We start from the raw sequence: 12,971 nt of genomic DNA on the forward strand, positions 1-12,971 counted from the left end.
TGGGTAAGGATAGCAACCGTTTCTATGTGAAATTAATAGGCATTTTTAAATCCGTTGCGAATCGTTTTGACAATAATCCGGATATCAAACAGCAGCGACCAATTTTCAATATAGAAAATATCATGCTTAATCCGTTCTTCAATCGAGGTGTCCCCACGCAGACCATTGCTCTGTGCCCATCCGGTAATACCCGGACGCACATGATGCTTCACCATATACTTGGGGATCTCTCCACGGAACTGCTGCACGTAGAACGGCCGTTCCGGGCGGGGCCCTACCACACTCATATGCCCCAGCAGCACATTAAAAAATTGCGGCAGCTCATCCAGACTGGTTTTGCGGATAAAACTTCCGAAGCGGGTGCGCCGCGGATCCTCCCGCGTACTCCAGCCTGTATCTTCTTCGCCGTCCTGCTGCATTTTCATCGAGCGGAACTTATACATCATGAAATTATGCCGGTTAAGTCCTACACGTTCCTGCTTGAAGATGACCGGGCCAGGAGAAGTCAGGCGAACACCAAGAGCCACTATGAGCATTACAGGCGACATTACAATAATTGCGAACAGCGAGAAAATAATATCAAACAGCCGCTTGGCCAGCTTATTCCCGGTCATATCTAAAGGAATATCACGAACATTAATCATTGGCATTCCGGCAAAATTATCAAAATAAGGACGCGCCGGCAGGTAGTCGAAGAAATCTGGAATAATCAGCGTCCGTACCCCAGCCTTTTCGCAGGCGGCAATAATAGCAGGATACTTGGAGTGGGCATCAAGCGGAAGCGCCAGAATCACCTCGTCTACCGGCAGCAGCTCCAGCATTTCAGCCAGTTCATCCACCTTGCCGAGAATTGGCTTAAAGCGCCGCTCCTCTATCCCGTCCCATTCCTGATAATCATCAAGAAAACCAATGGTCTCATATCCCAGCTCCGGGTACTGCACCAAATTGTTGTAGAATCGTTTGCCGAGCGAGCCTGCACCGATAATCAGCACGAATTGACGGTTAAAGCCTTTTTCACGGAGTGATTTCAGCATCGTCTTCAGCACATAACGGTAAAGCATGATGGAGAGAATATTAAAACCCATATATATGGCCAGATACTGACGGGAAACGTCGATTTCCTTCAGGAAGAACATCAGGCCAAGCAGGATAAAGACTGCCATGATATGCACCTGAAATATTTTGAGGAATTCATCGACAAAACGTTTCTTACGCTTCGGCAAATACAGGGAAAGCACAATCCCTATAAATACAGAAATCACACCATAAATAAGGCTCCAATAGGCATAGGATTCAACCGGAAGCGTATTATAGGATTCCAGCCAGCCACTCTTGAACTTCAGCCACCAGGCCCCCAAAAAGGAGATTTGGATAATCAGGAAGTCGGCAACCATATAGAGTTGTGTTAAAAACCTCTGATTACGGCGAATCATAATCTCACCTCAGCATTCGTTTCATTGCGTGGACCTGCTTCTCCGGAATCCGCAAGGCTCTGTGCCGGTGAAGAAACCACGCGTGAAGACTTTAACATATTGCGGACAAGCGAAAGGGTGAACTTTACCCCGACTCCGGCATATACCGCTCCATTAATCATACTGTTGTACCTCTTGCTATAATGCTTGCGATGAAATAAAATCATCGCTCTGTGAAACTCATAGACAATTTTAAATGGCCTACGCCGCGCGCTGCCGCCTTTTAGATGCACGATGGAGGTCTGCGGATAGTAATAAATCCCCCACCCGGCTTCTTTAATCCGGAAGCACCAATCCAAATCTTCACCATACATAAAGAACTCTTCGTCCAGGCCGCCGACCTGCTCGATCGTCGCCCGCCGCACCAGCATAAAAGCTCCGACTAGACAGTCTACCGGGTAATCCAGATCTGGATCCAAATAACCTAGCTGGTAGCCGTTGAATCTGGGCCGGTCGGGAAACAGCTTACTGAAACCAAAAGCGTAATAAAAGGATGCCGAAGGCGTCGGAAATCCTCGCTTGCAGGCCTTGTCCAGCGATCCATCCGGCAAAATCACCTTGCAGCCCGAAGCACCAAGATCCGGCCGGCTGTCCATAAAGGAAACCATCGTCTCCAGCGTATCCTTCCGCACTACCGTGTCGGAATTGAGCAGCAGCACATAACGTCCGGAGGCCGCCTCCATCCCCTGATTATTACCCCGGGCGAAACCAACATTCTCAGAGTTGGCAATCAGCAGCACATCCGGGAATTCCTTGCTGATCGACTCGACAGAATGATCACGGGAATTATTATCTATTAAAATGATCTCATAGGAATAATTAGTTACCGAGTCATATACCGACCTAATACAGTCCATCGTCAAGCCGCATGTGTTGTAATTTAAGATTAATATACTGACATCTATATTCACTTCACTACGCTCCTGACAAATATAGTAATCTACCGACAACTATTATAACATAAAAACCTCCCTGATAGGCGGAGCCTAATTAGGGAGGTTTTCACAGATTTCCCGTGCCGGTAAATTACCTTACGCGTCCGGTTTCCTGGATGCTTTATTTTGTATATATCGCCGTTTCTGTTTAAGATGTCTCCATTGTTCGAAAAAAGCAGACCAGGCCTTTAGCAATTGGCGTTCCTTAAGCAGCGTATAACCGTGTGCGGCAAGCTCATACGGCAGTGAATACAGCAAAGTGAGAAGCAGCGTGCCGGCAGGCTCGTTCTTGTAAATCATCTTGTAGCGGTTAATATACGAGATCCGCCTAATAAACATCGGTTTGCTGTCCCGGCCGGAAGGTTTCCAGCCACGTTCGTGGTAGCCTATAGCTTCTGCTTCAAAGTAAGCCAACCAGCCGAACAGCCCAGCCCGCCACGCCACGTCCACATCCTCCTTATAGGCGAAGAAGTCTGCATCAAAGAACTCCCCCTCAACACTGATATCTTCGATCATCCGGCGCGAATACATCGCTGCAGCGCCGGATACGCCAAATACGAAATCAGATTCCAGCCAGTCTGTGGAGGGATCTCCCGCCCCGCGGTCAAAGGCACGCCGGGCTCTATTCATCCGCAGCCCTGTGCTGTCCACTAGCGAGTGATCGGCTTTGAGCAAAAGCTTGCCAGTAGCGCTGCCAATACGCAGATTTGACTCCATCTGCAAGATAAGCCTGGAAATATAACTGTTCTCAAGCGTCAGATCCGGGTTAAGCACAAGTACATAATCTGTATCCGTTGCTGCCAGAGCCTGGTTATGAGCGGGGGCGAAGCCAGTATTAATCTTATTTTCTATGAGAACAAGGGAGGGAACCCCGGTCTCATGGAGCTTTTGATAAAACGCCTTTACTCTTTCCACGCATCCGTCTGTTGAGGCATTATCCACCACCACAATCTGCTTCACCGGATAATCCTGGGCGAGTACTGCCGTCAGACAATCAATAATGTCATCCGCACTGTTAAAGGTAACAATATGTACACTGACTGTTTTGTTATTCATAAATATCCTCGGATTCTTGAATTCATTTTGGTTCTGAAGCTGTTAAACATTATTATAACGAAAACATCAGGTTGCGGCTACGTTACCTGGAATGATGACATCCCTTGCAGAAGGACTACAAGTGAAATTTCAGCCATGGTGTCAGCACTTTGTAATGTAATGTGTTAATGTGAACAGTCGTTACTGCAGCAAAAAGCTCCCGACCGTCGATGACGGTTCAGGAGCTTAGCTTGCGCTTATCTATTTCAGTTCCAGCAAAAAGTCCCTCAGTCCGGCCCGCCAAGGCCGGATATCTTCAAACCCGTTCGTGCGGATGGCTAAATGCTCCATTACCGAATTGCGCGGACGTGGCGCCGGGCGTGGAAACTGTTCTGTAGCACATGGCTCTAGCTTTGCTGTGAATTTCAGACCCAGAATATCTTCTGCCTCAGCGAAAATTGCCTGTGTAAACTCATACCAGGTGCAGGACTCACTGTTAGAGGCATGATAAATTCCATACTTCTCCGTTTGAATCAGCTCAAGCAGGAAACGGGCCAAATCTACCGTGTAGGTAGGTGAGCCTTGCTGGTCGTCTACCACCTGCAGCAGCGGCTTCTCCTGTCCCAGCTTCAGCATCGTTTTCACGAAGTTGTTGCCATACTTGCCATACACCCATGATGTACGTACGATAAAAAATTTCGAGGACAAAGACTGCACTAGGATTTCTCCTGCCCGCTTTGACTTGCCATAAATACTTTGCGGATCCGTATTATCATATTCATGATAAGGCTGAGTTCCCATGCCATCAAAAACATAATCCGTACTAATGTATACCAGCTTGGCTCCGGACTTCTCCGCAGCCAGTGCTACATTGCGGCTTCCGGTGGCATTAATCAAATAGGCGGCATCCACATCGGTTTCCGCAATATCCACCGCCGTATGGGCGGCACAATGAATGACAGCATCCGGACTGAACCCGCTGATAACCTCAGTACATTGATCAAGATCTGTAATATCCATCTCCTGACGGTCACAGCCTAGAACCTCATGTCCTTGCTCCTGCAACAAAAGTACAAGGTCCTGCCCCAACTGTCCAGCGGAACCCGTAACCAATACTTTCATCTTCGACATTACAGGGAATCCCCCAAACGGCTGCCATACTGAAGTTCGGCATATTTCTGGTATTCACCGGATTGAATACGGGTCCACCACTCTTTATTATTCAAATACCATTGAATGGTTTCTTTAATGCCGGTTTCAAATGTATGCTTTGGCTTCCAACCCAACTCGTTCGTAATCTTGGTTGGGTCGATGCCATAGCGGCGGTCATGTCCGGGACGATCCTGCACGTAAGTAATCAGAGAATCCGGTTTGCCCAGTTCCTGCAGCACAGTGTTCACTATATGCACATTTGTGCGCTCATTATTGCCGCCAATATTATAGACCTCACCGTTTACCCCTTCGTGAATAACCAGATCAATTGCGCTGCAGTGATCTTCTACATACAACCAGTCACGGATGTTCATTCCATCACCATAAACCGGCAGTGCCTGGTCAGCAAGCGCACGGGAAATCATAAGCGGAATCAGCTTCTCCGGAAATTGGTATGGCCCGTAGTTGTTAGAACAGCGGGTGATATTAACCGGCAATCCAAAGGTTTCGTGGTAGGCGCGCACAAGTAAATCTCCGCCTGCTTTGCTGGCGGAATAAGGACTGTTTGGAGTAAGTGGAGTTTCTTCAGTAAAGAGTCCCGTAGCTCCTAACGTTCCATACACCTCATCTGTAGACACTTGAACAAATTTGGTCACACTATATTTCTTTGCTGCATCCAGCAGCACCTGTGTGCCGAGCACATTTGTCTTCACAAACACATCCGGCTCCAGAATACTCCGGTCCACATGTGATTCCGCCGCGAAGTTGACTACGATATCGACTCCCTGGCTGAACAGTGTGTCCATCGCCTCCACATCCGTAATGTCCGCTTTGGCAAACGTATAATTCGGATTGCCCTCCACCGACTTCAAATTCTCCAAATTCCCCGCATACGTCAACGCATCCACGTTCACGATCTGGTAATCCGGGTGCTGCTGCAGCATGTATATTACAAAATTGCTGCCGATAAATCCGGCCCCGCCGGTAACGAGCAGTTTCATATGTTAGCCCACCTTTTATTCATTGAATAGTATTTAATCGAAATTGAGCTCTGCATCCTTAAGCAAAGGATGGCGCCCATCTTTGTCCGACAGGACTGGAGTTGACACCGGCCAGTCAATGCCAAGTGCCGGATCATTCCATAATATGCCGCGGTCGTTCTCGGGGAATAATATTGGTCCACCTTGTATAACACTTGGGTGTTCGGCACCAGCGTACAAAACCCATGCGCAAAGCCCTTTGGCACCAGCAACTGACGTTTATTATATTCACTGAGAATTACCCCAACCCACTGTCCGAATGTTGGAGAATTACGGCGAATATCAACAATAACGTCATAAATCACACCCGATAGAACTCGAATAAGCTTGGTCTGCGCTTTCGGATTCAATTGATAGTGCAATCCTCTAAGTACTCCAACCTCAGAAGAGAGGGATTGATTGTCCTGGATGAACTTATAGTTCACTCCAGCCTTATGCATTAATTCCTCATTATAGCTCTCCATAAAAAAACCCCGGTTGTCGCCATGAACCACCGGCTCAAGGATGCATGCACCCTGTAATTGTAAGGCTGTAGCTTTCATATGATAGCGCCCTCCAAATCTATAGTTTCAATTTACCGAATTCCTCACCAAACGTAATCTCTTGAGCTAAACCGTTAGCTTTTGCCAGTGAAACATGGGTACCTGCATCCGTCCACCAACCTTGAAGAACATCGAAAGTTAATTCTCCTCGATTAATATATGCATTATTCACATCAGTAATTTCCAATTCTCCGCGCGCTGAGGGAGATATAGTTTTAATGATCTTAAACACTTCGCTATCGAACATATATATCCCTGTTACAGCATAATTGGATTTAGGAGTTGCGGGCTTTTCTTCAATCGAAACAATCCGATCACCTTCTAGTTCAGGCACACCGAATCTTGAAGGATCAATTACCTCCTGAATCAATATCTTAGCTCCAGCTTTCTGTTCACGAAAATTATCAACGAATGGTGCAATATCATCCTCAAATACATTATCTCCAAGAATAACGATCATTTGATCTTGTCCAACGAATTGCTCTGCCAAATCCAGAGCCTGAGCAATCCCACCTGCTTCATCTTGTACTTTATAGGTGAAGGTAACACCCATTTCTCTGCCACTTCCTAATAAATTCACGACGTCGCCCATGTGTTCCTTGCCTGTGACGATAAGAATATCTTTTACATCCGCCTGCTTTAATTTATAAACGGAGTGGAAGATCATCGGATATTTGCCTACAGGTAATAGATGCTTATTAGTCACTTTAGTTAAAGGGTAGAGGCGTGAACCAGTGCCCCCAGCTAGGATTATGCCTTTCAATGTCACTCAACCTTTCTTGCGCTTAGTCCTTGAATTAAAGGCGTACTATTAGAGAAACATAAAGATGCTACGAATGCAAGTTTACCAAAGACCGAGAACCTTATCATATAATGTATATTACATTAACATTATTCTAGTAGTCCAATCGTAAGCTCCATTTCCAAAATTAAATTAGTTTAATATGATATAATTTAGTGTTAGAATTATCATGAAATATTTAAAAGTGATAGAGGGAGCGATTGTGACTTGAATAGCAATTATATTATTAGCCCCAACTTAACATTGGTTATACCTTGTTATAATGAAGAAGCTGTTTTACCTGAAACTATAAGACAACTTACACTTATTTTAAACAATTTGATTCAAATAAATAAAATTTCTCAAAATAGCAAAATTTTATTTATCGATGACGGAAGCCGAGATAGTACATGGGAGCTTATTGAGAGTAATAATAAAGTCAATAAATATGTACATGGGTTAAAATTAGCAAAAAATGCTGGTCACCAAAACGCATTATTGGCCGGATTAATATCAGCCAAAGATTATTCAGATATTATAATTTCGATTGATGCTGATCTTCAAGATGATCTAAATGTAATTCATGAATTTATTAATAAATATGAAGAAGGTTATGATGTTGTATATGGCGTGAGAAAAAGTAGATCGACTGACACCTTCTTTAAACGTTCTACTGCTCAAGGTTTTTATAGATTAATGAACTCTATGGGGGTTAATTTAGTTTTTAATCATGCGGATTATCGTTTGATGAGTAAAAGAGCAGTACAACATCTATCAGAGTTCAAAGAAGTAAACCTTTTTCTAAGAGGGCTGGTACCTTTAATTGGGTTTAGATCTACTGAGGTATATTATGATAGGAATGAACGCTTTGCAGGAGAATCTAAATATCCCTTAAAAAAAATGCTAGCCTTTGCTTTTGATGGAATAACCTCATTTAGTGTAACTCCAATACGCTTGATTACTGGACTGGGCTTCATCATATCTTTGTTCAGTATTTTGGTTGCTATATATATCCTTATTAGCAAATTTTCCGGAAGCACTACATCTGGTTGGTCCTCGTTAATGATTTCAATCTGGTTTATTGGTGGTGTGCAGTTGGTAGCCTTGGGGTTGATTGGGGAGTACATCGGAAAGATATACAAAGAGGTCAAAGCTCGCCCTAAGTATATCATTGAAAAACTAACCTTAGAGGTTAAGGACTCTAACCAGAATGAAAGCAAAGAACTTGCTTCTTTAGCTCGCTAGAAATAAATCAATAAAAAAATCTCCATGTTTTGAATTTCCTAACATGGAGATTTTTTTATTTAATACAATATATAATACCCCTTAACAATCCAAATCATTAAAAGAGACAAGATGTTAACAGCAGGAAAAGCAAAAATAAATATATACCCAAGTTTATTTTTCAGTTCTATTTTGTTAAGAACATTAATTGATACAAGCGAGAGTAAAGCAGCGCTTACTGTCAGAGTTCTATTCCCCGAAGCATAAATAGTGGGAGAAAAAAACATAATACACATTGATGCTATTGCGGCTGCTAGGCATAATAGGATAAACCATTTTCTCTCAGAGATCATTATAAGCATTGAAATCAGCAATAGAGAAAAAATCGACCAGAAAATATACGGAATTAATGCCAAGATAAATTTCGGTTCTATTGTCCAGATATTAATCAGATTATGCCCAAAATGAAAATTCCTGATAGCTTCAAAGTCAAACAATACATTATTTGGATTTCCGATTATAAGAACCGAGAATGAAGTTGCAACTAAAACAATAAAGATAAAATTCAGAAGTCGAGTTACGTAAGTTTGCTTCACATTCGATTGAAAATTAAATACATAGAGGGTTCCTACAGAAATTAAAAGCAATAACCATTTTAATTCCGTAAAAGCTTTCCCAAAAAACCAAATTACACCGAGGTATAAATGATCTTTTAACGACAGTTCATTAAAATTCGGAAACCAAGTGGCCGTCTCGGAAACAAATCTGCTACTATTTCCGGGAGCCTTAATGGAGATGATAGTACCAACCAAAAAAATAACTGTTAGAAAAATCAATCTAATACTATATTTCTTAGTTTTAATAAAATATGTCGTTATAGAAACCAACCCAAAACTAACCATACATAAGGCAGCTTGTTCATTAGCAAACACTGCTAAGAGACCTGTTAATAATGAGAGCAAAATGCGTCTGTTACTGGTATCGTAATTATTTCTAAATGTGTAGTCTGCAAAAGGTATCATTGCAAATAGTCCCATCGCTATTGACCATAAATAAATCATTGAGCCAGTAATCCAAAAGACACCCGAACTAAGAATGCTTTGGCTGAAGTAACCCATAATGCACAAAGCAACAATAAAATATCTTAACGAATTCTTTTCTCTAATTATTCTAACTAACGAATAGGCTACAAGCATAATAAATCCAGCATTAATGAACTTCCAGAGCCAAACTTTCCCCCCAAGAAAGAAATAGAAAAAAAGTTCACCTGACATTCTTCCAGTCCAACCGTTATATCGCATGCTTAAATACTCTGTAAGTGAATACTGGCTTGACATTCCACTAAAAAGAGTATCATCACCAGGCGCGATTTTTATTATGAAATGAAAAAAGTAAATTACAAAGTAGATCAGTAAATATTTCATTATTACATTAATATGTATTTTAATACTATCTCCCCCTTTACTTAACCACAATTATCGAATCAGTTATATATATCCAACCATTACCAACATTTTGAATAACATATTTCCCAAAAAATTTTGTCTGTACAATTTACTTCTTTTTAAAAAGACTAACTTCTGTACAAGAGATTCTCTTTCATCTAAAAATAAGCGTAGTTGTTCTTTGTTTCCCCCTGAAATCTTATCTCCATAACATTTCCAAAACTCCAAGGCCTGTTTATACAACAACCGTCGCCCTCTGTTCTCAGAGAAGCTCATAAATTTCCTAAGTAATATATCCAGGAAAGTTTTGTTGCCCCCTACAACATTCGATTCATGCTGTCTGTAAAGTATAGTTGGATCGGATTCATAAATAATCTCACCAAAAGCAGAGATAAATAAATAAATCCACCAATCATGCATAATGATATTTTCGTTGTCGGGCACGCATTTAATTAACCCATCTCTAGCTTTTCTGTTAATAGTAATGGTTGCACCGACAACAACATTCTCCACCAATGCATTATAAAAACCAAGAGCTTTTCCAGGCCGCTGCGGCCACACTTTAATTTCCTTTAATTTTGAATCAGTCAATTGAGTAGCAGAACAAAATAACAGGGGTTTATTGTTATTTTGTTCCATTAATTTCAATATAGAAACTTCAACCTTAGTTTTCTTCCATATATCATCTTGGTCGCAAAAAGAATAATATTGCGCATCTGTTCTGGCTTCTCTCAAAAGCTCAAAAAAACTATTTATAACTCCAATGTTTTTGCCTCTTATTAATCTTATTTGTGATGGATATCTAGACATATACATCTCAATAATATCGAGTGTTCCATCATTTGAGCCATCGTCTCGAATAAGAATATCCAGATCACTATAAGACTGAGACAATAAACTATCAATTTGTTGAGAAATATATTTCTCACCATTGTATGTTGATAATAGAATTTGGACAGTCATCTATATACCGCCTTTGCCACTAACAATATCCTCGGTAGACATTTTACATTCTACCTGAGACGGTTCTTGACTCTCAATATGAGATGTATTCCTTTTTTGCCCAATTTCAAAATAAAATGATCTCGACTTCTTAATACATTTAGCACTTTCCAACCAATTGTAGATTTCACGGCCTCTAGTTCGTTTTCCAATTTCTGAACATGGGAATTGTATTCATTTAATGATACTGAACTATCATTAACTGGATGATAATATTTCAATCCTTCTAAAACCGTTCTATTATCCAGAGCATTCATTGATAACAAGGGTTTAGAGACAAGAAATTTATTATATATTTCAATATAATCAAGAACCATCTTCTCTTTAGTTTTCACTTTATTTCCTATTATATTTTCTACCTTTTTATGATATTCTTTCATCTCTCCTTCAATGATATATTTCAATTTGTCCATTACATCATTTACATCATTCGTCTCAGTCACCCATCCTCCACCAATTAGCTCAACTCTTTCTTTCAGTGCGCCAAAAGGTGTAACTAATACGGGTATATTGTGTGCCCAAGCTTCAGTAAGCGTATATGAATAGGTTTCTGGCCATGGAGACAACAAGCAAACCAGGTCTATTTCATTTTTTTCAATTAGCTCTTTCAAGTCCTCTCTTTTATACCGTCCATACTTTTGTACATTAGACTGATTAAGCAAATTCAGTTTTTGATCACCTAATCCACCAATAAGATGCCAATTAACATTACTTTTCGGAAATTTAGTAATCACACTGTAAATCAGATCACTGCCTTTGTTAGGAGAAAGCCCTCCTATAAAAGCAATATTCCAGTTTCTATTCTCTTTGGTTCTTAGAATAGCATCATAATCAGGAAGAGCTATTCCATGTTCAATGGCAATAATTTTACCGTTAACCTCACCAAATTCTTCTTCAAACATTGCCTTAGTGGAGTTAGATGGAGTTATAAACAAATCTACATTTGACATCATTGCTGTAGCTTCAGCCTTCCACTTGTTAATAAAAGTAGAATGAAATCCATATGTCTCTCTCAGGCAAGCATTGCATTTTTGTTCCGATCTCATGTCTTTACAATAAACATTATTCACATCCAGTAAATTAACTCTAGGACAAAACAAATAAAAATCATGTAGTGTAAAGATTGTCTTTATCCCATTTTTTTTGGCGACATACGGGATATCAAATGAATGTCTAATTAGATGGTGAATATGCACTAAATTTATCTCAAAGGTATTCATTATCTTTTCTACAATTTCACTATATTCTTGATGATGAAAATGTTGAAGTCCTATTGGTTCTTCTAGAGGGAAATGGTATTTAGCCAACACCTCACCTTGAAAATATTGCTTCAACACGACTTCTTGACCATTTGTAACTAATACATATATAAAGTAATCTTTGATACCATCAACAATATCTTTTACGTGGTACTCGGTCCCGCCTATAGGCTGAGTGTAGCTTTCATCAAAAAAATTATGCAAAACAAATAACAAATTCCCTTTCGATTTATAAGAGTCAACGTAACTCGAAAGTCTAAATCTAATGTTATCTTGTATCTCTTTCAACGGATTTTTAACTATAAAATCATGTATTCTTTTATCATAATACGGGTACAAAGTATTTAACGTCTTCAAGTTTTTCTTTAGCAATTCAAGCTTCTCGCCTTGAAATGACATAGAGCCTTTATGATAGATAAAGGTATGGTCATCTAGAATGTTTTTATATCCATGTTCAATGACCCTACAACAAAAATCGTTTTCCTCACCGTAGCCTTTTCCAAAGTTTTCTTGGTCAAAGAGTCCTATCTCATTTATTATGTTTCTCTTAATATACATACAAAATCCTACTGCAGTAGGGATTTCACGGAATTTTTCCAAAGAAATATTTTCTATATAATGAGCAAATGAATCTATATCATATCCTGCAGGTATATGGTTATCTTCTAAAAATGTCGGAACAGAACATATGCTTCCGTTATTCGTAAGAGGAGTTACTGTAGCAATAGAGTGATCAAGGTATGCAACTCTCTTCATCTTTTCCAGCCATTTTTCTGTAACAATCGTGTCACTATTCAACAGCACCACATCATGTTGAGAGTAGCTCATTCCTCTGTTAACAGTTCCCACAAATCCAAGGTTCTTTTCATTTTGGAGAATCACAATACTTGGATTATCAATTTCGTCCAAAAACGCAGATACTCCTGGATCAGGACTACAATCATTAATAATAATAATTCTGTTATTTGAAAGATCAGTGTGTTGTATTAGAGAGTCTAGACAATTCTTCAGTTCCTCAGGTGCATTATAAACCGGGATTATAATGTCACAGTTAATTATATCTTTCATCTATAACCAATACCCC

The 12,971-nt window shown here is 40.5% G+C and carries 10 protein-coding genes and 1 pseudogene; 1 reads left to right on the top strand and 10 read right to left on the bottom strand.

The genetic code is table 11. From position 1 onward, the window contains the following. Nucleotides 1–32: 32 nt before the first annotated feature. From H70357_RS31030 to H70357_RS31060, 7 genes and pseudogenes are all read right to left on the bottom strand, one after another. On the bottom strand, nucleotides 33–1,433 hold the full coding sequence (locus tag H70357_RS31030; RefSeq protein WP_038597184.1) for an undecaprenyl-phosphate glucose phosphotransferase: 1,401 nt from the start codon (nucleotides 1,431–1,433) through the stop codon (nucleotides 33–35). Further along, nucleotides 1,430–2,377, bottom strand: a complete 948-nt coding sequence (locus tag H70357_RS31035) for a glycosyltransferase family 2 protein (protein ID WP_052092736.1) — start codon at nucleotides 2,375–2,377, stop codon at nucleotides 1,430–1,432. Before H70357_RS31035 ends, H70357_RS31030 begins: the two co-directional genes overlap by 4 nt. A 126-nt stretch (nucleotides 2,378–2,503) precedes the next feature. Further along, complete coding sequence (locus tag H70357_RS31040; protein ID WP_038597186.1) at nucleotides 2,504–3,463, bottom strand: glycosyltransferase family 2 protein; 960 nt, start codon at nucleotides 3,461–3,463, stop codon at nucleotides 2,504–2,506. A gap of 240 nt (nucleotides 3,464–3,703) precedes the next feature. Further along, nucleotides 3,704–4,564 (bottom strand): dTDP-4-dehydrorhamnose reductase, encoded by an 861-nt coding sequence (rfbD, locus tag H70357_RS31045; RefSeq protein WP_038600948.1) that lies wholly within the window; start codon nucleotides 4,562–4,564, stop codon nucleotides 3,704–3,706. Between the two features lie 8 nt (nucleotides 4,565–4,572). Then, nucleotides 4,573–5,595 (bottom strand): dTDP-glucose 4,6-dehydratase, encoded by a 1,023-nt coding sequence (gene rfbB, locus H70357_RS31050; protein ID WP_038597188.1) that lies wholly within the window; start codon nucleotides 5,593–5,595, stop codon nucleotides 4,573–4,575. 33 nt (nucleotides 5,596–5,628) lie between these two features. Beyond that, nucleotides 5,629–6,176, bottom strand: a pseudogene (gene rfbC / locus H70357_RS31055) (dTDP-4-dehydrorhamnose 3,5-epimerase). A gap of 19 nt (nucleotides 6,177–6,195) precedes the next feature. Further along, nucleotides 6,196–6,939, bottom strand: a complete 744-nt coding sequence (locus H70357_RS31060; protein ID WP_038597190.1) for a sugar phosphate nucleotidyltransferase — start codon at nucleotides 6,937–6,939, stop codon at nucleotides 6,196–6,198. 246 nt (nucleotides 6,940–7,185) lie between these two features. Here H70357_RS31060 and H70357_RS31065 point away from each other — a divergent pair, with 246 nt between their 5' ends. Next, nucleotides 7,186–8,202 carry a glycosyltransferase family 2 protein gene (locus H70357_RS31065; protein WP_038597192.1) on the top strand — a complete coding sequence of 339 codons (1,017 nt, stop codon included), beginning with the start codon at nucleotides 7,186–7,188 and terminating at the stop codon, nucleotides 8,200–8,202. Nucleotides 8,203–8,261: 59 nt separating this feature from the next. Here the strand turns inward: H70357_RS31065 and H70357_RS31070 are convergent, their stop codons facing one another. The 3 genes from H70357_RS31070 to H70357_RS31080 form a co-directional block, all read right to left on the bottom strand. Continuing rightward, a complete protein-coding gene (locus H70357_RS31070) occupies nucleotides 8,262–9,605 on the bottom strand; it encodes a DUF6056 family protein (protein WP_038597196.1) in 1,344 nt (447 codons plus the stop codon). Nucleotides 9,606–9,668: 63 nt separating this feature from the next. Further along, entirely contained in the window at nucleotides 9,669–10,589 is a 921-nt protein-coding gene (locus H70357_RS31075) for a glycosyltransferase family 2 protein (RefSeq protein ID WP_038597198.1), read from the bottom strand. A 50-nt stretch (nucleotides 10,590–10,639) separates the two neighbouring features. Next, nucleotides 10,640–12,955 (bottom strand): glycosyltransferase, encoded by a 2,316-nt coding sequence (locus H70357_RS31080; RefSeq protein WP_038597200.1) that lies wholly within the window; start codon nucleotides 12,953–12,955, stop codon nucleotides 10,640–10,642. Nucleotides 12,956–12,971 lie beyond the last annotated feature (16 nt).

Origin of the sequence: Paenibacillus sp. FSL H7-0357, assembly GCF_000758525.1 — a bacterium.
Taxonomy (GTDB): domain Bacteria; phylum Bacillota; class Bacilli; order Paenibacillales; family Paenibacillaceae; genus Paenibacillus_AQ.

Excerpts from the sequence above, each read along its gene's own strand:
- rfbD (WP_038600948.1), bottom strand. The coding sequence starts at position 4,564 with ATGAAAGTATTGGTTACGGGTTCCGCTGGACAGTTGGGGCAGGACCTT.
- rfbB (WP_038597188.1), bottom strand. The coding sequence starts at position 5,595 with ATGAAACTGCTCGTTACCGGCGGGGCCGGATTTATCGGCAGCAATTTT.
- H70357_RS31040 (WP_038597186.1), bottom strand. The coding sequence starts at position 3,463 with ATGAATAACAAAACAGTCAGTGTACATATTGTTACCTTTAACAGTGCG.
- H70357_RS31030 (WP_038597184.1), bottom strand. The coding sequence starts at position 1,433 with ATGATTCGCCGTAATCAGAGGTTTTTAACACAACTCTATATGGTTGCC.
- H70357_RS31080 (WP_038597200.1), bottom strand. The coding sequence starts at position 12,955 with ATGAAAGATATAATTAACTGTGACATTATAATCCCGGTTTATAATGCA.
- H70357_RS31075 (WP_038597198.1), bottom strand. The coding sequence starts at position 10,589 with ATGACTGTCCAAATTCTATTATCAACATACAATGGTGAGAAATATATT.
- H70357_RS31070 (WP_038597196.1), bottom strand. The coding sequence starts at position 9,605 with ATGAAATATTTACTGATCTACTTTGTAATTTACTTTTTTCATTTCATA.